Raw genomic sequence first — 22,866 nt, 5'->3', positions numbered from 1 at the left:
GCCTCCTCGCACGGTGCCAAGCATGAGGCGCATGGTCGACACATCTCTCTACTTGGCGTTCCTGGTCGCCGCCTTCGCCCTGTGCGTCACCCCCGGCCCCGACATCATGTTCATCGTGGCCGTGGGCGGGCGCGGCGGCCCGGCCGCGGGCGTGATGGCCGCGGCGGGAGTGGCGAGCGCCATGCTGGTGCACACGGTCGCGGCGACCCTCGGTCTCTCGGCGCTGTTCACTACGCTGCCCGTCCTCTACTACGTCCTGCGGTGGCTCGGTGCCGCGTACCTGCTCTACCTCGCCGTGAAGGCGTTCCGGGACCGCTCCGTGATCGGTGAGGAGAGCGCCCGCACCGGCTCGGGCGGCATGCGGCGGGCGTTCTGGCAGGGCGCCGTCACCAACCTGCTGAACCCCAAGGTGATCCTCTTCAACGTGGCGTTCCTGCCGCAGTTCGTGGACCCGTCGCTCGGGCACGTGCCCGGCCAGTTCCTGCTGCTCGGGGTGACGCTGGTGGTGATGGGCTTCCTCTGGGACGGCGCGGTGGGCCTGCTCTCCGGGCGGCTCTCCCTGGTGCTGCGGCGGAGCCGGCGGGTGGCCCGCGCGCTGAACGTCTTCACCGGGACGGTGTTCACCGGGCTGGCCGTGCGGTTGGCGGTGACGTCGCCGAAGTAGGTGTCAACTCGCGGTTGACGCCGATCAGGTGTCAACCTAAGGTTGACGCATGGCATCGAACTCTTCCAGCACCGCATCCGTACGCCTCGACGACCTCATCGAGGCCATCAAGAAGGTCCACCCGGAGCCCCTCGACCAGCTCCAGGACGCCGTGATCGCCGCGGACCACCTCGGGGACGTGGCGGACCACCTCATCGGTCACTTCGTGGACCAGGCCCGGCGTTCGGGCGCGTCCTGGACCGACATCGGCAAGAGCATGGGGGTCACCCGGCAGGCGGCCCAGAAGCGCTTCGTACCGAAGGCCGAGGCGGACCTCGACCTCAGCCAGGGCTTCAGCCGCTACACGCCGCGCGCCCGCCACGTGGTCATGGCCGCGCACGAGGAGGCCAAGACGGCGGGCAACGCGGAGGGCGTCCCCGCGCACCTCGTCCTCGGGCTCCTCCGCGAGCCCGAGGGGCTCGGGGCGAAGGCGATCACGGCGCAGGGGGTCACCCTGGACGCCGTACGCTCCGCCGCGACCGCCGCGCTGCCGCCGGCCTCCGACACGGCCCCCGAGCTCGTGCCCTACAACCCCGACGCCAAGAAGGTCCTCGAACTCACCTTCCGCGAGGCCCTGCGCCTGGGCCACAACTACATCGGCACCGAACACATCCTGCTCGCGCTCCTGGAGTTCGAGAACGGGGACGGGGTGCTGAGCGGGCTGGGGGTGCGGAAGGACGCGGTGGAGGAGAACGTGGTGGAGGCACTGGAGGCGCTGCAGGTGTTCAAGGAGGACGGGGACGCCTGACCGGCTGGTTTCCCCGTCCCCCGCCGCCCCCTGCCACGGAGGGGTGAATGACGCTGTTGGCGAATCATCCGGTGACGGGGCACCCCGCGCCGAGTGCAACAGTTTTCGGGAAACTGTCGCACTCGGCGCACCACCTGCCTGGCGGCTCGCGGCCCTTGGCGGCCTGTGGCCCCTTCTGCCAGCTGGTCGCCGTTGTGATCAGCTCAGCTGCTTCAGCCGCCGTCCCCGGCTGTCCGCGACCCGGAGAGCGTCACGAAGCGCTCCCGTCAAACACTCCGCGAGGAACCGGAGTTCGCCACGCGGGGCGTCCGGGAGGATGCCGTCGGCGTGTGCGAGGAGTTCCCTTCCCATGCCGAGCTGGATGGACTCCGTGGTGTCGGCCAGGCGGGACACGGGCCCGCCGTTCTCGTCGGTGATCAGGTAGCAGGTTTTTCCTTCGGTGCCGGACCAGGGCAACAGGCGGAGTTCGGGCGGCGATTGAGACGCCCCCTTCGGCTCCGGCACCTCGGCTTCCGCCCCCATCAGGCGACCTCCAGCCCATGGACCCAGTACGGCCCGGGCATGTCCAGTCCCAACGCGGCCATGGCCAACTCCCGCCGCCGCTGGCGCTGTTCATGGGCGATCACATATGGACGTACGGCTCTGGTCGCGGCGCCGTCAAGCGGCTTGCTGTCATCCAGGCCGTACGGGCTTCGGTGGGCGGGAAGGGGAGTCACTCGTGCCGGGGGCAGGGTGACCGGTGTGGGGCGGCTCGGGGGTTTGGCGTGTGGATCGCGCCCGGTGAGCAGGAGGCTCACCCAGACGATGACGCGGCCGATAAGGTCGGTCACTGTCATCAGCTCCTCTCAGGTTCAGCTGGTGGCCGTGCCCCCGGACGGCTTGCTCCCGTCGCGGGGGTCTTCACGTTACACGGCATCCGCGGTCTACCGCAGTCTAGTGCGGTCGCGCGGTTTACCGCAGAGTTTTAGCGTCAACCGCATGAGCTCAGAGCTTGACCGCACCCGACCCGTCTGGCGCCAGGTCGCCGCTGCCATCGCCTCCCGCATCGCCGACGGCGAGTACCCGGTGGGTGCCCGCGTGCCTTCGGTTGTCGAACTGTCCACCGAGTTCGGCATTGCGACGTCCACTGCGCAGAAGGCACTGGCTCACCTCAAGACCGAGGGGCTCATCCGTGCCGAGGTCGGCCTCGGCTCCTTCGTCGCCGAGCGCCCCGAGGAGCGCGCCGACGATGTCGAGGCCCAGTAGTTGTCGCGGGCCATGGGGTTGTTGGCACGCCCGGTCCGTGTTGACCTTCGAGTTGGTCGAAGCCCGACGATGGCGGGGTGCCGAACTCTGAGCTGATGCCGATCGGGGTCTTCGCCCAACGCAGTGGTCTGACCTCAAGCGCGTTGCGGTTCTACGCCGATTCCGGGCTGCTTCCTCCCGCCGAGGTCGACCCGGTCTCGGGATACCGCTATTACGGCGCCGACCAGGTGGCGCGGGCAACCGCGCTTCGTCGGCTCCGTGAGATCGCCATGCCGCTTGCCGCTGTCGTGGCGGTCCTCGACGCCGAGCCCGATGAAGCGTCCCGGCTGATCGACAAGCACGTCGCGAAGGTCCTCGGGGACGCGGTGGCGGTGCAGCAGAAAGCCGTTCTGATCAAGTCATCGTTCGCCGACGTACCAACTCTGCCGATTGCCGCGCTGAAGGGACCCGTGCTTGCTGACGCGATCGGGCAGGTCCTGACCGCGACCGCACGTGATCCGGGGATGCCGGTACTCGGTGGACTGCGCGTCGAGGCGACCCGTGAAGCGGTCACGCTGACCGCGACCGACCGTTACCGGCTGTCGACACGAACCCTGGTTCCTGTCGAACCGGCGGCCACGACATGGGCTGCCACGGTCGACGGGGACGAACTGCGGGCCGCGGTCGCCGAGATCCGCCGCAGCGTGCTGGTGCGCGTCGAAGCGACGCCGCACGGCATCTGGCTACGGCTGAAGGGCCGAGAAGACCAGCACTGTCGGCTGCTGTCGGAGGAGTTCCCCGACCACCGGCTCATGCTCGCGTCGCTGCCCGAGGTCACGACCCGTGTGACGGTGTCGAAGGATCTGCTCCTGCGAGTTCTGGAAGAACGTTCAGGAGGGCGCATCTCTCTGCGTATGACCCACCACGGCATGAACGTCCTGGCGGCCGATGACGAGCACCCCGGGTCCCCGCTGCCGGCCACTGTGACGGGGCCGGATCTCCGGATCTCCTTCGAGCTGACCACGCTCTATCCAGCCGTCAGCACCGCCATCGGCCCCGACGTGATGCTCGACCTGCGAGGACCCGACCTGCCCGTCACGATCCGCTCGGCCGACCGCGGCGATCTCACCACCCTGGCCATGCCCATCAAGCCCGACCACTCCGCCTGAACAAGACGACCCTGAACAAGACGACGAGGACCACTGCCATGACTGCCGCCGCTCCCACCCATCCCGACCCGACCATGGAAGCCATCGGCCAAGCTGTCACCGAGGGACGAGCCGGCGACAGTGACTCCGCTCGCCAGAAACTCCTCGGCCTTTGGTCCACGATCGGTGTCACCGGCGACCCGCTGCACCGCTGCACTCTCGCGCACCACCTGGCAGACCTCTACGAAGACCCCGCCCAGGCGCTGGCCTGGGACGTGCGGGCCCTGGATGCCGCCGACGCCGTGACCGAGCAGCGGGTGCAGGAGCATCACGCCGGCCTTCACATCGCCGGCTTCTACCCGTCCCTGCATCTCAACCTGGCTGACAACTACCGCCGGCTCGGGGCCTTCGACGCCGCCACCGAGCACCTCAACGCGGCCAGAGAACATGCGCCCCACCTCCCTCAGGACGCTTACGGTGCCCTTCTTCGCACCGCCATCGAGCAGGTGGCAGAAGCCATCACCCAGCGGGACACCACCAAGCGGGCCTCCGCCCCGGGCCCCACCGCATGACGCACAAGAACGCGCCCCTCACCATCGAGGGCCACTGTCAGACCCCCCTGTCACACTCGCACCCATGACCGACCGGTGGGCTCTCGGAGTCGCTGAGGAAGGTGGCGTGGAGGTCGCCCCCCTCGGTCCGGACGGGCTGCCCACAGGACCCGTACAGCACGAGCAGGACCTCGCCACCGCCGTGCGGAGCCGGCCGCAGGTCACCCGGTGGGTGTGGCGGGCGACCGCCGAGGTGTATCCGCAGTTGCTCGCCGCGGGGGTGCGAGTGGAGCGGTGCTACGACATCGAGGTCGCCGAGAACCTGCTGCTCGGTCACGAGGGCCGGCACGGTGAACCCCGTTCGGCGGCCGCCGCGCTCGCCCGCCTGCGCCGGGCCCCGGTCCCGGCGGATCCGCCCCAGCGCGCCGCCGAGCCCGGCTCGCAGACCCCGCTCTTCGAGCCCCGCCCCGTCCACGTGCCCCTGGCCGACCTCATCGAGGTGTACGCGGAGCAGCTGCGTCGCCACGACGCCACCGCCCACCCCGACCGTATGCACCTGCTCACCGCCGCCGAGTCGGCCGGCACCCTGATCGCCGCCGAGATGAACCGCGCAGGCCTGCCCTGGAGCGCCGACGTGCACCGCGAGGTCCTGCACGAGCTCCTCGGCGAGCGGTACGCGGGCGGCGGCGAGCCGAGACGGCTGGCCGAGCTCGCCGAGGAGGTGTCCGAGGCCTTCGGGCGGCGCGTGCGGCCCGATCTGCCCGCCGACGTCGTCAAGGCCTTCGCCCGGGCCGGGGTGAAGGTCAAGTCCACGCGGCGGTGGGAGATCGAGACCGTCGACCACCCGGCCGTGAAGCCCCTGCTGGAGTACAAGCGGCTGTACCGCATCTGGGTCGCCCACGGCTGGTCCTGGCTCCAGGACTGGGTGCGGGACGGCCGGTTCCGGCCCGAGTTCCTCTCCGGCGGGACCGTCACCGGGCGGTGGGTCACCAACGGCGGGGGCGCTCTCCAGATCCCCAAGGTCGTCCGGCGGGCCTGCGTCGCCGACCCGGGCTGGCGGCTCGTCGTGGCCGACGCCGACCAGATGGAGCCACGGGTGCTGGCCGCCATCTCGCGTGATCCCGGTCTGATGGAGGTTGCCGGTCGGGGAAGCGATCTTTATCAGGCCGTTTCCGATCGGGCCTTCTCCGGTGATCGCGCACAGGCCAAGCTCGCCGTGCTCGGTGCCGTGTACGGGCAGACCTCCGGGGACGGGCTGAAGAACCTCGCCGCGCTCCGCCGCCGCTTCCCCAGGGCCGTCGCGTACGTCGACGACGCGGCCCGCGCCGGCGAGGAGGGCCGACTCGTACGGACCTGGCTGGGGCGTACGTGCCCTCCGGCCGCCGGAGCCTCCGAGGCAGCGGAGGAGGCGGGCATCCCGCAGGACGAGCCGATGGAGGCCCCGGCCACCGACCAGGGGTGGACCCCCGGCTACGCCTCCGCCAACTCCCGCGCCCGCGGCCGCTTCGCGCGCAACTTCGTCGTCCAGGGCAGCGCCGCCGACTGGGCCCTGCTCCTGCTCGCCGCCCTCCGCCGCACCCTCGCCGGCATGGCTGCCGAGCTGGTCTTCTTCCAGCATGACGAGGTGATCGTGCACTGTCCGGAGGAGGAGGCCGACGCCGTGGTCGCGGCGATCCGGGAGGCGTCCGAGCTGGCGGGGCGGCTGACGTTCGGCCAGACGCCCGTGCGGTTCCCGTTCACGACGGCGGTGGTGGCGTGCTACGCGGATGCGAAGTGACCGAGGAAGTGAGCGAGGAAGTGAGAGGCCGGGATGCCTCTCGGTTCGTCCCTCGTCAGCCAGCAGCGTCCGCTTCCATAGCGTCCGCGTCAGCCAGTAGCGTCCGCAGTTCCCCCACCACCGGCGAGTCCGTTCCGTCCAGTACCTCCAGCGCCGACTCCCACTCCCCGCGCGCCTCCTCGGTCCGCCCCTCCCGCGCCAGGAGCAGGCCCCGCCGGTGCCGGGCCAGACCGGTCATGTACTGGTCCGCCCGCCGCTCGGCGAGCCCGAGCAGCCGGGTGCACTCACGGGTCGCGCGTTCGGTGTGGTCCAGCGCGTGCAGGGCGCGGACGAGGCCGAGCCGGGTCTGGGACTCGCCGCCCCAGTCCTCGTCGTCACCGAGGATCTCCAGGCTCTGCTCGAAGCTGCGCACGGCGTGGTCCGGTTCGCCGAGTCTGAGCTGGGCGTATCCGATGTTGCAGTGCGCGGTGCTCCGTAGCAGGACGCTGTCGGCCACGTCGCCGAGCGCGAGGCTGCGCTGGTGGTGGACGATCGCGGCCCGTGCGTCGGTGTGCCAGTACAGGTTGCCGAGGTGGCTGAAGGTCACGGCCTGGCCGTACGGATCGCCCAGTTGCCGTGACAGCTCCAGGCTCTGCCGCAGCGCCTCCTCGCTCTCCTCGTACCGGCCGAGGCTCTCCAGCAGCAGACCGCGGTTGTTGAGGCAGCGCCGGACGCAGGACGTGGCGTCGAGTCCACGCCAGAGCCCCAGTCCCTCGTCGTTGAGCGCGAGCGCCTCCGTGAGCCGGCCCGACATGTAGTGCAGCCCGGCCCGGTCGGTGAGCGCGAACGCCTCCGCCGCGTCGTCCCCGACCGACCGCGCCACGTCCAGCGCGATCCGGCCCAGCGTGTCCAGTTCGGCGAGGTGGCCGCTGCGTTGCAGGTACGGGAAGAGGTGGCGCACCAGCGCGGGGACGAGCGGCGAGGGCGTCGTTCCGGTCGGGTCCGGGCGGGCGCAGCGCTCCACGAGGGCGACGATGCCCGGCAGTTCGCTCTCGCCCCAGGCGAAGGCCGCTTCGGCGGAGGGGAAGGGGCGGGTGTCCACCGGGTCCGTCTCCCCGCCGGTCGGCCGCAGCCGCTCCTGACGTTCGTAGCCGGGCGGCAACAGCGCGACGAGGCTCTGCCGGGCCCGGTCGGCGTACCAGCGCAGGGCGGCTCCGATGGTGTGGGCGGCGGGCGGGGTCCTGGCGGCCCGGTCGCCGCCTTCACCGCCTCTACCGCTCCCGCCGCCTCTACCGCTCCCGCCGCCTTCACCGGCTCTACCACTCTCGCTGCCTTCGCTGCCCTCGCCGCCTTCACCGCCCTCCCCGTCTGCGTGGGCCAGTTCGCGGGCGAAGTCTCGTACCAGGTCGTGGGGGGCGTACCGGCCGTACGACGTCTCCTCCAGCAGGGCGACGTCCACGAGGCGGTCGAGGGCGGCCTCTGCGCGGTGTTCGTCGGTGTCGGTGAGGCGGGCGAGGAGGGGTGCGCCGTACGAGGGGAGGTCGAGCGCGCCGATGCGGTGCAGGGCGAGCGCGGCGTCGCGGTCGACCTCGCGGTCGGAGGCGCGCAGGGCGTCGTGGGCGACGGCGAGGGAGCGGCGGACGCTCAGGTCGTCGTACTCCAGGTGGCGCAACCGCCCCGCCGTGGCGGCGAGCTGACCGGCGAGCGCGTCCGGGGTGAGTGCGCGGCGCGCGGCGAGGCGGGCGGCGACCACGCGCAGGGCGAGCGGGAGGCGGCCGGTGAGTTCGACGAGCGGGTGGCTGCCGTCGAGCCCGTCCCGGCCGGAGACCGCGCGCAGCAGCGCCGCGCTGTCCTCGCCCGACAGGGGCGCGAGCGGGAAGCGGTGGGCGCCGTCGAGGGCGGTGAGCGGCGAACGGCTCGTCACGATCACCGCGCAGCCGGCGCCCGCGGGCAGCAGCGGCCGTACCTGCGCGGCGTGTGCGGCGTCGTCGAGGACCATCAGGGTGCGGGTCGGCGCGAGGGTGGAGCGCAGGAGCGCGGCGGCCGCGTCGGGCTGGTCGGGGATGCGGCGCGGCTCGGTGCCGAGGTCGCGCAGGAGTGAGGCGAGGGCCTGGCCGGGTGTGAGCGGGGTCATGCCGGGCGTGGCGCCGTGCAGGTGGACGTAGAGCTGGCCGTCGGGGAAGCGTTCCGCCAGTTCATGGGCCACGTGCAGGGCGACGGCGCTCTTGCCGACGCCGGCCATGCCGGTGAGGACGGCGACCGTGGAGAGGTGTCCGTCGGGGGCCGCGCCCGGGTCCAGGAGGCGGCTCAGGGCCGTGAGGGTCTCGGCGCGGCCGGTGAAGTGGGCCGGTGCGGGCGGGAGCTGGGCAGGTCGCGGTGGCCCCGCCGGGGCGGGGCGGGGCGCGTCGGGCGTGCCGGCGGGCGGCGCCTCGGCGACCTCCTCCTGGAGGACCTCCAGGTGGGCGTCGCGCACCGCCGGGCCCGGTTCCACGCCGAGTTCCTCGATCAGGCGCAGGCGCAGGTCACGGTGGACGGCCAGGGCCTCGGCCTGGCGGCCGGTGCGGTGCAGGACGAGCATGAGCAGCCGGTGGAACGCCTCCCGCAGCGGATGTTCGGCGACAAGCGCGGCCAACTCGGGGGCGAGCGCGGCGAGTCGGGCGTGCCCTTGGCCGGCCGTGGCCGCCTCTCGCCCAGCCCCGCCTCCACCGGTCACCGCTCCCCGGCCTCCGCTCCCCGGTCACCGCTCCCCCGGCCTCCGCTCTCCCGGTCACCGCTCCCCGGTCACCGCTCCCTCGGCGCGCGCTCCCCCGCCGACATGCCCCGCGAGGCCCAATTCCGCCTCGTACCGCCACTCAAGGACCAGCAGCCGCGCCTCCTCCAGCCGCTGGGCGAGGGCCTGTCCGCCGAAGTCCTCCTCCGTCGGCCCGCCGAGCGGGGCACCCCGCCACAGGGCGAGCGCTGCCGTGGCCTCTCGCAGCGTCCGCCCCCAGTCCCGTTCGGCTTGCGCGGAGCGGGCGGCCGCCACGTGTCCCTCGAAGACACGGACGTCCAGTTCGCCCTCGCCGACCCGCAGCAGATACCCCGGCGGAACGGCCCGCAGCCGCTCCGGGTCGTCCAGCAGCCGCCGCAGCCGGGTCACATGGTTCTGCAGGGAGGCCTGCGCGGACGGCGGTGGCGCCCCGCCCCACAGCGCGTCCTTGAGCGCCTCGACCGAGACGACCCGGCCGGGCTCCAGCAGCAGGGCGACGAACAGGGCGCGCATCTTGCCGCTGCCGATGGGCCGTACGGCGCCGTCGGCGTCGTACAGGACCGGCGGCCCCAGCAGCCCGAACCGTGGCCTCACCTGCGGTCCGAACCGCAGCCCGTCCCGCATAGCACCGCCCGCTGCCTTCCCGCACGGCCTCGACGCGCCGCGCCTCACGACGGCTTCGCGCCGCCCGTTGGCCACATGTTAGCGATCCGTTGGCGCCGCCTGATGTGATCACTACATCGGTTCCGGCCCCGACGGTGCACGCGTACAACGCGTAACTCGGGGGAGTGTCGCCGCTGGCGGCTGGAGCCGGAATCACGCGGGGCCCGGTCGCCGAGGGGGAGCGACCGGGGCCTTCGTGCGTGTCCGCCTGGCCGAATGCCGAATCCGAATGCCGAATCCGAATGCTGAATACCGACGCCCAACGGTCAACGCCCAGCGCCCGGCGCCCGACGCCCAACCCCCAACGCCTGGGAGACGGGTGGTCGTCTAGATCACGGGTGGCCGTCCCAGCCGTGCAAGCCGCCACACCGTGCGCCACCGCATGGGCCGCCGTTCGCCGCCGGACTCCCGCCAGCCCTCCGCGAAACCGCCGAACCACGCGCGCAGGCCGCCCCACGACCGGACGCGTACGAGCGTCAGCAGCACCCACACGCCGAGGTGGACGGGGATGAGGGGGAGCGGCAGCCTGCGGCGGGTGAGCCAGACGCGGTTGCGGGCGTTCACGCGGTAGTAGATGGCGTGCCGGGCGGGCGAGGTCTTCGGGTGCTGGAGCAGCAGTTCGGGGGCGTACAGGACGGTCCACCCGGCGTCGACGGCCCGCCAGGCCAGGTCGGTCTCCTCGTGCGCGAAGAAGAACTCGGCGGGCCAGTCCCCGACTTCGGCGAGCATGGCCAGGGACAGCGCGTGCCCTCCGCCGAGGAACCCGGTGACGGGGCCGCCCCGCAGCGGGTCCTTCGCCCCGATCCTCGGGACGTGGCGGCGCTGGGTCTCCCCGGTCTCGTCGGCGATCCGGAACCCGACGATGCCGAGCCGCGGATCGCGGGCGTACAGGTTCCGTACGCCGCGCAGCACGTCCGCGTCGACGAGCAGGCCGTCGTCGTCCAGTTCTACGACGACGTCGACGTCCCCGAACTCCCTGAGCCGCCGGAGGGCGACGTTGCGGCCGCCCGGGCAGCCGAGGTTGTCCTCCGTCTCGATGAGGGTGACCTCGCCCGGCAGACCGAGGCGTTCGGCGAAGTCGGGCAGCGGGCAGCCGTTGCCGACGATCACGATCCGCTCGGGCGCGAGGTCCTGTTTTGCCACGGACATGAGCAGTGCGTCGACCTCGGCGGGCCGGTTCCCCATGGTCACGACGGCGACGGCAATCCGGGGCTGCACCAGCTCCACCAGTTCCACCTCGTCTCGTTCGACTGTCCATCGCCCGGCCGCCGCTCACCGCCGGGCGCCACCGTCCAGTACGTCCCTGAGGACGGCACTGTTCGTTCCGCCACTGTTCGTTCCGTCACCGACCAGCCGTCACCGACCAGCCGTCACCGATCGGCCGTCACTGATGGGCTGTCAGCGGCACGACGCACCACGATGCCAGCCGCGCACCGCGCCGGCCGTCAACGAAGAGGGCGATTCACGCCGGTTGGTTCACTTTGTTCCGCAACCGCGTGGCAGGCATCACCACAGGCGGGCCGCGAGGTATCGGGCGCCGACCGCCGGCCACGCCACCGCGGCGGCGCCCACGAGCGGGCGCTCCGTGGCCCATCCGGCGCCAACGGGGGAAACGGGGGAGACACACATGAGCAGTCCGCCGGGGTACGGGGTCCGTACCGAGGAGGTCGGCGGTTCCGCGGGCAAGCTGGACAAGGCGGCGGACGAGCTGGACTCGATCAAGTCGACCATCCCGCAGGAGCAGTGCTCGTCCCCCGACGCGTTCGGCGGTGAGGAGGCCGCCCCCGCCTACGACGCCTTCGCCGGAGCGTGGCAGCGGGAGGCGACGGTGCTGCGGGACACGCTGCGGGAGATCTCCCGCAAGCTGAACACAACGACCCGCAACTACGGCGCGGCCGAGCAGGGCGTCGCGGAGACGCTGCGCCGTGCGGCGCCCTCCCACGTGGGCCTGTCCGACTTCAACTGACGTACGGCCCAGGGACTTCCGGACCGCTGACGGTGGTAGTGCGCTGACGCACCCGGCCGGTCCGTGGAGTGCGACAGTTTCCGGAAAACTGTCGCACTCCACGCGCAGGTGCTCCGACGCGTCGCCGGAGGATCGGCCGTTCGGCCGACCCGCCGCGGGCCCCGCGTCGCTTGGCCTCGCCGCGTGGAGAAGGCGCCCGACGTGAAGAACGCGCCCGACGTGGGGAATGCGACCGGCGTGGAGAATGCGACCGGCGTGGAGAACGGGAGCGGCGTGGAGAACGGGAGCGGCGTAAAGGACGCGACCGGCGCGAAGAACGCGCTCCACCCGACGATCGCGGACCTCGCGAAGACCAAGCCGCTCCCCCGGCCCGTACGAAGGCTTCTCACCGCCGCGCTGTACGCGGTGCCGGCCCCTACGCCTCGCAGATCTCGGCGGCGGCCGGTCTCCTCGCCGCACTCTCCTGCACCACTGCGATGCTGCTCGTGCTGCGCACCGCCCTGGGACGCCCGCTGTCGGCGGCCCTCGAACCGCTGGGCAGGATGGCGCTGACCAACTACCTCACCGCCACGCTCGTCGTGGTCGCCGCCGCCGGTCCGCTGGGCCTGCGGTACTCCGCCCGCTGGACCACGGCCATGGTCCTGGCGGTGGCCGTCCTCGCCGTGCAGGCCGTCTTCAGCCGCTGGTGGCTCGCCCGGTTCCGGTACGGGCCGCCGGAGTTGGGGCCTGCGTTGCGTGACCTGGTGGAACGTGGTGCCGCTGCGCCGTCCGCAGTGACCGTCACATCGTTTCGAGACTGGCGAAGATGAGGGCCGCGACGCCGATCACGACCGCGAAGTACGAGCCGCCGGCGGCGAGCAGGGCCCTGCCGGTGCCGAACCTGGAGCGCGTCACCACGTACGCCAGGCCGGCGGCGACCAGGCCCACCACCGCTCCGTACAAGGCGAACAGCCAGCCGATCCCAAGGGCCAGGAACGTCGCGGCGGCGACCAGCAGTGCGGGGCGCGCACCGACGTCGCGGCGTACCAGGGCGTACGCGGCGCCCGCGCCGACCAGGCCGCCGAAGAGAGGCGCAAGCAGCACGATGTCCATTGATGTCTCCTGTCCAGTCCTGTTTCGGTTCCTTCAGCCGGGTCCGCTCGGCCCCGCTCGGCCCCTGGTTTCATTCGGTGCTGCCGAGTGCGGTCATCGGGGTGACGCGGGTCGCGCGGCGGGCGGGCAGGAGGCCGGCGAGCGCGGTGAGGGCTGCCAGGCCGGTGAAGACCACCAGCAGTTGACCTGCGGGCAGACGCAGGGGCGCGCTGGTGATGACGATGCGCATGAGCAGCCAGGCGTAGGGGACGCCGAGGGCCAGGCCGAGGACGCCGCCGAGGATGCCGTACAGACCGGCTTCCAGGGTGATGGTCCGGCGCAGTGCGCCGCCGCCCAGTCCCAGGGCGCGCAGCAGTCCGAACTCACGGGTGCGTTCGATCGCGGTCAGGCTGGTGGTGGCGGTGACGCCGACGACCGCGATGAGGACCGTCAGGGCGACGAGCCCGAGCGCGGTGGCGCCCATGGTCCGGATCGTGTCCTGGTCGCTGTCCCGGCCCGCCGCCAGAACGCTCACGCTGAAGTCGTCGGGGTCCGGGACGTGTGCGCGGATCGTGGTCTCCAGCGCCCGGTGCGCTTCGCCGCGGGCGGCGAGGCCCTCGGCGGCGGCGTCGGCGAGGATGCCGTTCGCCTTGCGGGAGGCGCCCATCCGGTCGAGGTCGGCGGGTACGACGAGTACGTTCGCCTGGAGCGGGCCCTGACCGGGCAGCGTGGCGGCGACGGTCAGCCGGATGTCGCCGCGGCCGGACGGGAGGGTGAAGGTGTCGCCCGCCCGCACGCCGAGGAGGTCGGCCGTGTCGGAGGCTACGACCGCGTGGCCCGGGCCCAGGTCGTCCAGGGAGCCGGTGGCGGTGTCGACGTACCTGCCGGTGGGCAGCGCGTCCGGATCCAGGTCCGAGACCTCGATCTCCCTGCTGCCGACGGTCGTCAGGAGGGTGCGGTAGCCGGTGACATGAGTGAGCTGGGGTGACGCGGCGAACTGCCGTACCAGGCCGGCGTCCAGCTCCTTGCCGCCGGCCGTGACCCGGAAGTCGGCGGGGGCTTCGACGGCGGCGCTGCGTTCCGTGTAGCCGCTCAGACAGGCGACGCTGACGAGGGCGCCGGAGACCAGGGCGACGCCGAGAGCGACGACGACGGAGACGGCCGCGGCACGGTGCGGGGTGCCTCCGACCCCGCTGACGGCCAGTCTGCCGGTGGTGCCCAGCCGGCGCAGCGGCCATCCGGCCACGGCCAGCACGGGGCGGACCAGGAGCGGGCCCAGGGCGACGAGCGCCAGGAAGGCGAAGCCCGCCGAGGCGACTGTGACCATCATGGCGAAGTCGCGGTCGTAGTCCTCCTGGCCCGGCTCGGGAAGATCGCCGAGGAGCAGCGCGGCGAGCCCCGTGGCCGCCGCGGTGAGGAGGATTCCGGCGGCGAGCCGGGCGGGCCGGGTACGGCGTTCGCCCGTGGCGGTGCCGGCGGTGCGCAGTGCCTGGAGCGGGGACACGCCGGCCGCCGACAGGGCGGGGGCGAGGACCGCGCAGACGGTCACCAGCACGGTTCCCACGACCACCAGCACGGCCTGGAGCACGGGGAAGCCCGGTGCGGACAGCTCCTGTCCCGCGAGAAGACGGGCGGCCGGCGGGGCGAGGTGCCCGGCGCCCAGCGCCGTCACCACCCCGATCACACCCGCGACCACGCCCACCAGGGCGCCCTCGACGGCGAGTGCCGTCACCAGCCGGGGCTGCGGGGCTCCGATGGCACGCAGGAGCGCCAACTGCCGCAGCCGTTGCGCGAAGACGATACGGAACGCCGAGGTGGCGACCAGGGCCGCGGCCCCCACCGCAACGGCCAGGAACACGGCGATGAGCCGGAAGATCTCACGGACGTCCCCGTTCACCGCCTCGCGTGCTTCCCGGGCCCGTACGACGCTGCCGGACGTGAGTGACGCGCCGGAGGCCGCCTTGTCGAGCACGGAGGCCTTGTCGAGCACGGAGGCCTTGTCGAGCACGGCGCGCACCTGCTGGGACAACTCGCCCTCAGGAACACCGTTCCTGGCCCGGATGTCCACCCGCGGATAGCCCGGCACCTCGGCGAGACGAGCGATGTGCGCGTCGGTGGCGTAACCGCTGGTCTGCTGTACGGCGGTCGCGGTGCTCCGCACCACGCCGGTGACGGTGACGGTGACCTTGACGGTCTTCACGCCGTCCTCGTCGTCGGGGTCGGGGAGGAGCAGGGTCGTACGGGTGCCGGGAGCGAGTTGGAGTTCCTCGGCGGCCTGACGGTTGACCGCGATCTGGCCGGCGCCGTCGGGGTAGCTTCCCTTGACGAGCTCGACCTGGGACAGCGGTCCGGTGCCGGGGTCGGCGTAGAGCTGCAGATAGCGCTCGAACGGCCCGGCGATCGGCGCGCCGGCGTCCACGCGGCCGACAGCCTCGGCCACACCGGGCAACGCGCGGATCCGCTCCAGCGTGGCCTCGCTGATGGTCGTCGACGACTCGTCGTCGGCGTTCGCGATCAGGCTGACGGCATCGGGTGTGCCACGAAAGCGATCGACGGTGGTGTTGGTGGCGATCTGCTGGGCCATGACCGTGGCGAACACCACGAAGGCGGCCACCAGGACCGACAGACCGGTCGTCACCAGCCGTCCGGGACGGCGGAGCAGCTCGGCCAGCTGCGATCCCAGGACGCTCGCGCGCCAGGAGGGCTTCAAGGAAGGGTTCAAGGAGGGCTTCGAGGAGGGCTTCGAGAGGGGCTTCAAAGGGGCCGAGGGGGTCATCGGGCCCTCCCCACGGTCCGCAGGGCCCGGGTGACATCGGCGCCGGCCGCCGCGTCGACGTCGTCGACGATGCGTCCGTCGGCGAGGACGAGCACACGGTCGGCATAGGCGGCGGCGCGGGGGTCGTGCGTCACCATGACCACGGTCTGGCCGAGGTCGCGCACGGAACGGCGCAGGAAGTCGAGTACCTCCGTGCCCGACCGCGAGTCCAGGTTGCCGGTGGGCTCGTCGGCGAAGACCACGGCGGGCCGGGCCACCAGGGCCCGGGCCAGTGCCACCCGCTGCTGCTGGCCGCCGGAGAGTTCGCCGGGCCGGTGGGACATGCGGTCGCCGATGCCGAGCACGCCGACGAGGTGGTCGAGCAGCTCCTGGTCCAGGCGCCGGCCGGACATGGTGACCGGCAGCGCGATGTTCTCCAGGGCGGTCAGCTGGGGCAGCAGGTTGAACGACTGGAAGACGAAGCCGACCTTGTCCCGCCGTACGCGGGTCAGCGCCCGGTCGGACAGACCGCTCAACTCCGTGTCCTCCAGCACCACCTGGCCCGAGGTGGGCGAGTCGAGACCGGCCAGGCAGTGCATCAGTGTCGACTTGCCCGAGCCCGACGGGCCCGCGATGGCCGTGAACCGCGCACGGGCGAAACCGACCGTCACTCCGTCCAGGGCCCTGATCTGCGCCTGCCCCTGCTGATAGATCTTGACGAGATCCACGGCGGCGGCGATGTTCTCACCAGCAGCTGCGGACATTCCCGTTCCCTGAGGGATAGCCATGGCCATGAGATGAATTCCCTTGAGCCGCGGCGTATTCAGGACGCAATCGGAGGAAGCGTGAGCGTGACGCCCGCGTCCACGCAGTGACGGTTGGCCTTGTCCGCCAGCTCCTTCACCTGCCTGTCCGCCGGGGGCGTGCCCTCCCCCTTCGCCTGCAGGGCCGCCCAGATCTCGTACTGGGCGATCCGGAAGCCGAGGTAGCCGTCCTTCATCTCGGACCTGCGCAGCTTCATGGTGTTCTTCTCCCACTCCTCGACGGCCTGCTTGTCGTGGGAGAGGCCCTGCGCCCCGTCGACGATCCGCTGCGCCAGTGCGCAGTCGGCCTTGGACGCCTGGCTGGGCTGCTTGCGCTCGTACAGCCAGTATCCGCCGGCAGCCGAAATCGCCACGAAAAATGCCGCCGCGACGGTGCCGAAAATTATCGCCTTCTTTTTCCGGCTGGATTTGGAAACCACCATGACGCCCTCCGAGGATTTCTTCCGACGCTGTTCGTCGATCAGCACGGGTAATTCTCGAAGAACGGGCATCGCGGCACATCGGATCAGAACCTGATCTCCGCACCGCCGGACTGCGACCGGGAGGGGAGGGCGGGACTACGACCGCAGTCGCAGTCCCGCGGTGAGAGAAGAGCCCTGGCCGACAGCTGGTCAGCCGGCGGGGCTGACGAGGCCCGCGTCGTAGGCGAAGATGACGGCCTGCACGCGGTCGCGCAGGTCCAGCTTGGTCAGGATCTTCCCGAAGTGGGTCTTCACGGTTGCCTCGGCGATGAACAGGCGAGAGGCGATCTCGCTGTTGGACAGGCCCTCGGCGATCAGCCGGAGCACATCCTGTTCGCGCGCGGTCAGCAGGTCCAGCCGCTCGTCATGGCGGGGCGTGGGCGCCAGCTTGCCCGCGAACCGGTCCAGGAGCTGGCGGGTGACGCGCGGGGCCACGACGGATTCACCGGCCGCCACGACACGGATCGCCGTCACGACCTCCTCGGGCGGGGTGTTCTTCAGCAGGAAGCCGCTCGCTCCGGCCTGCAGCGCGGCGAAGGCGTCCTCGTCGGTGTCGAAGGTGGTGAGCACCAGCACCCGGGGCGCTTCGGGGAGCCGGCTCAGCCGCCCGGTCGCCTCGACGCCGTCCATGACGGGCATGCGGATGTCCATGATGACGACATCGGCCTCCGTGCCCGCCAGCAGCTTCAGCGCGTCCGCCCCGTTCTCCGCCTCGCCCACGACCTCGATGTCGCTCTGCGCGGCCAGCACCATCGCGAACCCCGCCCGGATCAGCGGCTGGTCGTCCACCACGACGACACGGATCGGCCCGCTCGTGTCCTTCACTCCGTCGGCTGCCCGGTCGGTTGCCCCGCCAGGTGTCTCGTCGGTCGTCCTGTCATTCATCCCGTCGTCCTCACCGAAGGCTCCTTCACCGGAAGCTCCGCGTCGACCTGCCATCCCGCGCCCAGGCGCGGCCCGGCGGTGAAACTGCCGCCGGACACCTCCACCCGCTCGCGCATGCCCACCAGCCCGTTCCCCCCGCTGACCCTCTCGGTCGCGGGCTGAGTGCCGGCCAGCTTTCCGCCTCCGTCGTCGACCACGCGGATCAGTACGACGTCCTTGTCGAACCGCAGCGTGATCGTCACCTCCGCACCGGGACCGGCATGCCGCAGCACGTTGGTCAGGCTCTCCTGGACGATCCGCAGCACGCTCAGTTCATCCGCCGCCGACAGCCCGCCTCGTTCGCCCTCGACCTCCAGGGCCACCTTCAGCCCCGCGGCGCGGGCCCGCTCGGCCACCGTCTCCAGGTCGTCCAGCGAGACCCGGCGGCGGTCCGTGTCCGCGTCCGTCGCCTCGCCCTGCCCGGAGGCCCGGCCGCCACGCAGGACGCGCACGATCCGGTGCATGTCCTCCAGCGCGTCACGGCCGGTGTCGGCGATCGTCTTCAGCGCCGAACCAGCCTTGTCGGGATCCGACTTGAGGGCGTAGCCCGCCCCGTCGGCCTGCAGAATCATCACCGCCAGACTGTGGGCCACCACATCGTGCAGCTCCCTGGCGATCTCCGCGCGCTCCTCGGCCGCCGCGATCTGCACCAGGTGCTCACGCTCCCGTTCGGCCGTGGCGGCGCGGGCTTCCAGACTGGCCACGTAGAGCCGGCGTGTCCGCAGCACCATGGCGGTCAGCCACACGGCCGCACAGACACCGCCGATGGCGACGATGTCGCCGACGCTCTCGCCCAACTCCTCGCCGAACGGAAGGAACCCGCCGAAAGTCACCACCACGCCCAGCAGCACGATCGCGCCCGCCGTGTAGGCGTCCCGCATCGACCGGGCATGGGTGACCACCGAAACCATCGCGATGAGCAACGCCGCGTCGTACGTGGCCGGGGCGGTCGCCAGCACGGACTGGACCAGCGCAAGCCCCGTGACCAGCCACATCACCTTCATCGGCCGGTGCCGGCGGAACAACAGCACCATGGCCATCGCCCCACCGATGACCGGGTCGAACGCCTGGTCGTAGGACGAGGTCATATAGACCACCAGCACCGCGAGCGCGACGTCGTACACCGTGTGTATCCACGGCAGAGCCAATAAGCGGCGCACCATGGCCGACAGGCTACGACACCACGTGGCCAACTCTCGTCCCACGCCCACGACTTCAGCGTCCGCGCGGTACCGATGACCGTGCGGCGCCCATCCCGTACTGCACACCGTCCGCGGTGCCGCGTCTCTGGAGGGCTGCGCCTCCTGCACCTGCTGTACGTCTTCGAGGAGGCTGGCGGTTCAGCGTGGAGCAGATCAGCCTGGAGGTCTCGGTGCGTTCCACCGGGCCGGGGAGGGCGGGGCGGGACTGCGCTTGGGGGTGGTCGAGGCGCGCCTCCGCGGCTCGGTGAGCCATGACTCCACCCACCGCATCCAGGTCGACCTCAAGCCCCTGCCCCGCCCGGACGGCCGCCCCCACGAGGTGAGCCGCAGCTGGCCGGAAGCCCTGGCGAGCACCCTCAGCGGTCGGTGAGCAGCCCGGCGTCGTGTGCGAGGACGGCGGCCTGTACGCGGTTGGCGCAGCCGGTGCGGGTGAGGATCCGGCTGATGTGCGCCTTGACCGTGCCGGCACTCAGGTGCAACTGGTCGGCGATCTCCGCGTTGGACAGGCCCGTGCCGAGCAGCCGCAGGACGTCCCGTTCGGCCGGGGTCAGCTCTTCGATCCTGCCCAGGGCGGCCTCGGTGTCCCGGCCGGACCGTACATGCCGGTCCAGCAGCTGCCGGGTGATCCGGGGTGCCAGTACCGGCTCTCCCCTCGCGGCGAGCTGCACGGCACGGATCAGGTCGGCGGGACCGGTGTCCTTGAGGAGGAAACCGCTCGCCCCGGCCCGCAGGGCGCGCGTCACGCTGGCTTCCTCGCCGAACGCCGTCAGCATCACCACACAGGTGCGGGGCGAGAGACGGGCGATGTCCTCGGCGGCCGCGATTCCGTCCCGGGCCGGCATCTGGATGTCGAGCAGGGCGACGTCGATGTCCTGGGCGCGGCAGGCCGCGACGGCCTCCCGGCCGTCGCCCGCCTCGGCGACCACCTCGATGTCCTCGGCGTTCTCCAGGATCAGCCGGATTCCCACGCGCATCAGCGCCTCGTCGTCGGCGACCAGGACTCGGATCATCAACTCATCTTAGAGCTGCCTCATCTTTGAACTGCCCTATCTCAGGACTGCCCCATCTCAGGACTGCCTCATCTCAGGGCTGCCCCATCTCAGGACTGCCTCATCTCAGGACTGCCGTGGTCAGCAGTACGACGAGGAAGCCCGCCGTCGGCAGAACCACGAGCAGCGCCGCGCAGCCCGACCCCAGGACGCGCGGCCAGGTCAGGATCTCGTCCGGCAGCGGGGCATGCGCCCCTTCCTGACCGGCTCCGCCGGGCTGAGGGCCGGCCGCGTCCGCAGGGGCGTCGGCACAGGTCCCGGGGAGCTCGGCTGACTCCGGGCGTCTGCCGCCGTGGGTGGGCAGCCAGGCCGCCACGCGGAAACCGCCGTTCGTCAGGGCACCCGCCTCGAACCTGCCGCCGAGCAACGAGATCCGCTCCTGGCAGCCGGCCAGCCCACTGCGGGTTCCCCCCTGGGAGTGGCCCGCCGCGCGCGGCGCCTCGTTGGTGACGGCCACCTCGATCCCCTGGTCCGTGCGCCTGACCTCCACCCTGGTGGGCGCGCCGGACGCGTGCTTCAGCACGTTCGTCAGCCCTTCGCGGACCACCCGGTGGATCGCCTGACGCGCACGGGCCCCCACCTCGGCCGTGTCCGGAACGGACCAGTCCAGCTCGACCTTGCTGCCCGTCTGCCGGGATTCCTTCACCAGAGCGGTGATGTCCTCACGCGTTCCCCTCTCGCTGCCCGTCCCGTCCGTCGGATCCGTGACGTCCTCGTGCCGCAGGACACCGAGGATTTCGCGCAGTTCCTCCATCGCCGTACCCGCGGTCGTGCGCAGCAGCTCGGCCTGCCCGGCGAGAGCGGGTGCCTGCCGCGCGGCGCCGAGCTCAAGCGCCCCGGCGTGCACCGAGATCAGGCTCAGCCGGTGACCCAGGAGATCGTGCATCTCTCCTGCGATCCGGGTCCGTTCCTCCATCCGGGCCGCCGCGGCGGTCAGCGTACGGGCCTGTTCCAGATAGGCGTTGCGCTCCCGCAACAGGCTGACCAGGGGTCGCCGCCGTCCCAGCAGGGTCCCGGACAGAGCGGGCAGCAGCAGAAGCAGCACCATGGAGAGGGCACCGTCGGCCAGGTCCCACGGCAGGTCCCCGGACCGGACCAGGGCACGGACAACGGCCAGGACACAGACGACGGCACAGGCCACCCCGACGACCTGCCACGCACGCCGCGGCGGTGCGATACGACGGGTGGCGGACAGCACGATCAGCGGCACCACCGCCAGCGTCCATACGTTGTGAGCCACCACCAGCGGAGAAACGCACAAGACCGCGCCGACCGGCCGGGCACGCCGGGCGGGCACGAGCAGCGCCGCCCACAACGCCTCCAGCACCGCCCACGCCGGCCAGTTCGGGGTTATCAGCAGAAGCGGTATCAGCCCGAAGGCCGCCGCCAGGACACAGACGAGCGCCTCGACAACGACGGTACGCCGCTCAGCGGCACGCACCGCGGCCCAGCTCTCGCCGACCTCGCGGCGCACCCACCGCGGCAATCCGCTCAGCGTGCGCCACAGCCGTACGGACGGACCCAACGGCTGTACGTTCTCGCCCACCTGACTCACCATCACCCCTGTCCCGCCACCGTGGATCCCTCGGGAGGAACGGTAACTGCGGCACCTGCGACGTCGATCGCCGCAGGGCGGCCCAGGGGTGTCACGCGCCCAGCCGGGAGCTCAACTCCGCGCGCAGCGCGGCGAGGTCCACTTGGCCGGCGACCAGCAGCCGCACGACAGCACCACCGACCCCACCGACCCCACCGTCGTCGCCATCGTCGTCATCCGTCGCCGGCTCGTCGAGCAGCGCGGAGAGCAGGTGAACCGTACCGACCGTGGGCGAACCGTGCTCGGCGGCGGACAGCCGCGCGACCGCCATGATCCGGTCGGCCGCGGCGGACAGCCACACACTGTCGCTGTCGCCGTCGGGAAGAGCAGCGGGCTGGGTCTCCGAGGCCGAGGCGACCAGGGAAGCCTGCCGTACGCCGTGCCGGCGCAGCAGTGCCGGAGCCGCGTTGACGTCCGCCAGACTCGGGGGAAGCGAGCGCCCGGCAACGGACAGTGCCCGGTCCAGAGCCAGTATCCCCAGCAGAAGATCCACCGGCTCCACCGCGGCACGCCCGCACCGTACCGCTTGCCGGACGGCCTCGGTGCTCACCGCGAACAGCACCGGTGAGCCGTTCACGGTGGACCCGGAGGTCCACGAAGCAAACGCGCGTGTCAGGGGGTTACCGCTCTTGCCCAGCGTTCCGCACCGTCGGAGAAGAGTGACGCCACGGGACTCCGGTCCCTCGGTCTCCGCCGCGGCGCTCGCGTCCAGTGCGTCGAGCGCGGTTGCCGCGGCGGCCAGATCCAGCCGCTCCAGCAGCAGGGCTTCCCGTGCCCTGGTGTCCGGCAGGTCCAGCAGGGCACGCGCCACATGCCGGCAGCGCACCGAGATCGTCCCCTCGGCGCGGGCCTTGCCGAGCGCGAGGAGCAGGCACGCGCGCAGCGCCCCGGTCATCCCGGGCAGCGCCTGATCGCTCCCCGGGGCCGAGCGGCGTGAACCGAGACCGAAGCGCCAACATGCCTCACGCCAGGTGGCATCGACCGTTTGCTCATCGGCCTCCCGATGGGTCTGCTGTTCGGCCTGCTGTCGGGCCTCCTCATCGGCGCCGTCCGCGCCGGTCGCACCGCGCACCTCGTCGTCGCTCACCCAACCTCGACCCGCATGACCGGCGATCAAGCCGCTGAGCGAACCGGCCTTCCGCATCCCCGGGGCGATCGCCTCACCGGCGTCCGAGTCCCCCAGCACGAGCTCCCCCAGCAGGGTGTCCGTCCCCACGACCGACAACTCGCACCTGACCGCACGACGCAGTGTCTCCACGAGCAGGTCCATGACGTCCTGCTCGAACTCCGTGGTCGCCCCGACCACAGCCGTGCCGTCGGAGTGGGCTCCGGTCGTCTCTCGCTGCCCCATCAACGTTCCCCTCAAAGCGCGGTGGCCTGGTCACCACGACGCTAGACGCACCCCACCCGCCACCGCGTCGGCCGACCGGCCACATTCCCGGTCCGATCGGCACACCGGCCACGGGACAGCAGCGCCC

23 protein-coding genes are annotated in these 22,866 nt (G+C 71.8%); 9 read left to right on the top strand and 14 right to left on the bottom strand.

Annotation, left to right across the window (positions count from 1 at the left end):
- The first annotated feature begins 31 nt into the window (after positions 1 to 31).
- Entirely contained in the window at positions 32 to 664 is a 633-nt protein-coding gene (locus E0500_RS11670; protein WP_131565044.1) for a LysE family translocator, read from the top strand.
- A gap of 49 nt (positions 665 to 713) precedes the next feature.
- Positions 714 to 1,451 (top strand): Clp protease N-terminal domain-containing protein, encoded by a 738-nt coding sequence (locus tag E0500_RS11665; RefSeq protein ID WP_131565042.1) that lies wholly within the window; start codon positions 714 to 716, stop codon positions 1,449 to 1,451.
- Positions 1,452 to 1,649: 198 nt separating this feature from the next.
- Here E0500_RS11665 and E0500_RS11660 read toward each other — a convergent pair whose 3' ends face one another.
- Both E0500_RS11660 and E0500_RS11655 read right to left on the bottom strand, forming a co-directional pair.
- On the bottom strand, positions 1,650 to 1,973 hold the full coding sequence (locus E0500_RS11660; protein WP_131565040.1) for a hypothetical protein: 324 nt from the start codon (positions 1,971 to 1,973) through the stop codon (positions 1,650 to 1,652).
- Positions 1,973 to 2,287 carry a hypothetical protein gene (locus tag E0500_RS11655; RefSeq protein ID WP_220140495.1) on the bottom strand — a complete coding sequence of 105 codons (315 nt, stop codon included), beginning with the start codon at positions 2,285 to 2,287 and terminating at the stop codon, positions 1,973 to 1,975. Before E0500_RS11655 ends, E0500_RS11660 begins: the two co-directional genes overlap by 1 nt.
- A gap of 142 nt (positions 2,288 to 2,429) precedes the next feature.
- Here E0500_RS11655 and E0500_RS11650 point away from each other — a divergent pair, with 142 nt between their 5' ends.
- From E0500_RS11650 to E0500_RS11635, 4 genes are all read left to right on the top strand, one after another.
- On the top strand, positions 2,430 to 2,696 hold the full coding sequence (locus tag E0500_RS11650; RefSeq protein WP_131565036.1) for a GntR family transcriptional regulator: 267 nt from the start codon (positions 2,430 to 2,432) through the stop codon (positions 2,694 to 2,696).
- Between the two features lie 77 nt (positions 2,697 to 2,773).
- The gene (locus E0500_RS11645) at positions 2,774 to 3,844 is read left to right on the top strand and encodes a MerR family transcriptional regulator (RefSeq protein ID WP_131565034.1); all 1,071 of its coding nucleotides are present in this window, start codon (positions 2,774 to 2,776) and stop codon (positions 3,842 to 3,844) included.
- A gap of 38 nt (positions 3,845 to 3,882) precedes the next feature.
- Entirely contained in the window at positions 3,883 to 4,395 is a 513-nt protein-coding gene (locus E0500_RS11640) for a hypothetical protein (protein WP_131565032.1), read from the top strand.
- Between the two features lie 64 nt (positions 4,396 to 4,459).
- Entirely contained in the window at positions 4,460 to 6,151 is a 1,692-nt protein-coding gene (locus E0500_RS11635; protein WP_131565030.1) for a bifunctional 3'-5' exonuclease/DNA polymerase, read from the top strand.
- Positions 6,152 to 6,206: 55 nt separating this feature from the next.
- Here the strand turns inward: E0500_RS11635 and E0500_RS11630 are convergent, their stop codons facing one another.
- The 3 genes from E0500_RS11630 to E0500_RS11625 all read right to left on the bottom strand — a co-directional run bounded on the left by E0500_RS11630 (position 6,207) and on the right by E0500_RS11625 (position 10,763).
- On the bottom strand, positions 6,207 to 8,843 hold the full coding sequence (locus tag E0500_RS11630; protein WP_309505030.1) for a BTAD domain-containing putative transcriptional regulator: 2,637 nt from the start codon (positions 8,841 to 8,843) through the stop codon (positions 6,207 to 6,209).
- Between the two features lie 54 nt (positions 8,844 to 8,897).
- A complete protein-coding gene (locus E0500_RS44935; protein WP_309505029.1) occupies positions 8,898 to 9,473 on the bottom strand; it encodes a BTAD domain-containing putative transcriptional regulator in 576 nt (191 codons plus the stop codon).
- A 396-nt stretch (positions 9,474 to 9,869) separates the two neighbouring features.
- Entirely contained in the window at positions 9,870 to 10,763 is an 894-nt protein-coding gene (locus E0500_RS11625) for a glycosyltransferase family 2 protein (RefSeq protein ID WP_131558713.1), read from the bottom strand.
- Between the two features lie 406 nt (positions 10,764 to 11,169).
- On the opposite strand from E0500_RS11625, the gene E0500_RS11620 reads away from it, so the two are divergent.
- Both E0500_RS11620 and E0500_RS11615 read left to right on the top strand, forming a co-directional pair.
- Positions 11,170 to 11,508, top strand: coding sequence for a WXG100 family type VII secretion target (locus E0500_RS11620; RefSeq protein WP_165934843.1), 339 nt, complete (start codon positions 11,170 to 11,172; stop codon positions 11,506 to 11,508).
- A 68-nt stretch (positions 11,509 to 11,576) separates the two neighbouring features.
- A complete protein-coding gene (locus E0500_RS11615) occupies positions 11,577 to 12,317 on the top strand; it encodes a DUF418 domain-containing protein (RefSeq protein ID WP_131558699.1) in 741 nt (246 codons plus the stop codon).
- On the opposite strand, the gene E0500_RS11610 is transcribed toward E0500_RS11615, so the two are convergent.
- The 6 genes from E0500_RS11610 to E0500_RS11585 all read right to left on the bottom strand — a co-directional run bounded on the left by E0500_RS11610 (position 12,289) and on the right by E0500_RS11585 (position 18,706).
- The gene (locus tag E0500_RS11610; protein WP_131558697.1) at positions 12,289 to 12,600 is read right to left on the bottom strand and encodes a hypothetical protein; all 312 of its coding nucleotides are present in this window, start codon (positions 12,598 to 12,600) and stop codon (positions 12,289 to 12,291) included. The two genes, E0500_RS11615 and E0500_RS11610, sit on opposite strands and share 29 nt — an antisense overlap.
- A 70-nt stretch (positions 12,601 to 12,670) precedes the next feature.
- Positions 12,671 to 15,301: an FtsX-like permease family protein gene (locus E0500_RS11605; RefSeq protein ID WP_258572748.1), complete on the bottom strand. Its 2,631-nt coding sequence runs from the start codon at positions 15,299 to 15,301 to the stop codon at positions 12,671 to 12,673.
- 50 nt (positions 15,302 to 15,351) lie between these two features.
- A complete protein-coding gene (locus E0500_RS11600; protein WP_258572747.1) occupies positions 15,352 to 16,098 on the bottom strand; it encodes an ABC transporter ATP-binding protein in 747 nt (248 codons plus the stop codon).
- Positions 16,099 to 16,157: 59 nt separating this feature from the next.
- A complete protein-coding gene (locus tag E0500_RS11595) occupies positions 16,158 to 16,625 on the bottom strand; it encodes a hypothetical protein (RefSeq protein ID WP_131558695.1) in 468 nt (155 codons plus the stop codon).
- Positions 16,626 to 16,769: 144 nt separating this feature from the next.
- Positions 16,770 to 17,504, bottom strand: coding sequence for a response regulator transcription factor (locus tag E0500_RS11590; protein ID WP_131558693.1), 735 nt, complete (start codon positions 17,502 to 17,504; stop codon positions 16,770 to 16,772).
- Complete coding sequence (locus tag E0500_RS11585; RefSeq protein ID WP_131558691.1) at positions 17,501 to 18,706, bottom strand: sensor histidine kinase; 1,206 nt, start codon at positions 18,704 to 18,706, stop codon at positions 17,501 to 17,503. Before E0500_RS11585 ends, E0500_RS11590 begins: the two co-directional genes overlap by 4 nt.
- 256 nt (positions 18,707 to 18,962) lie before the next feature.
- Between E0500_RS11585 and E0500_RS11580 the strand changes: the two genes are divergently transcribed.
- A complete protein-coding gene (locus E0500_RS11580; RefSeq protein WP_399120187.1) occupies positions 18,963 to 19,115 on the top strand; it encodes a hypothetical protein in 153 nt (50 codons plus the stop codon).
- Here the strand turns inward: E0500_RS11580 and E0500_RS11575 are convergent.
- From E0500_RS11575 to E0500_RS11565, 3 genes are all read right to left on the bottom strand, one after another.
- Positions 19,102 to 19,755 (bottom strand): response regulator transcription factor, encoded by a 654-nt coding sequence (locus E0500_RS11575; protein WP_131558689.1) that lies wholly within the window; start codon positions 19,753 to 19,755, stop codon positions 19,102 to 19,104. The two genes, E0500_RS11580 and E0500_RS11575, sit on opposite strands and share 14 nt — an antisense overlap.
- A 100-nt stretch (positions 19,756 to 19,855) precedes the next feature.
- A complete protein-coding gene (locus E0500_RS11570) occupies positions 19,856 to 21,340 on the bottom strand; it encodes a histidine kinase (RefSeq protein WP_309505028.1) in 1,485 nt (494 codons plus the stop codon).
- Positions 21,341 to 21,440: 100 nt separating this feature from the next.
- Entirely contained in the window at positions 21,441 to 22,739 is a 1,299-nt protein-coding gene (locus E0500_RS11565; protein ID WP_131558687.1) for a hypothetical protein, read from the bottom strand.
- Between the last annotated feature and the right edge of the window lie 127 nt (positions 22,740 to 22,866).

The sequence above is a fragment of the Streptomyces sp. KM273126 genome (genome assembly GCF_004337435.2).
GTDB classification, from domain to species: Bacteria; Actinomycetota; Actinomycetes; order Streptomycetales; family Streptomycetaceae; genus Streptomyces; species Streptomyces acidicola.
This window is presented reverse-complemented; position numbering and strand designations above follow the sequence as displayed.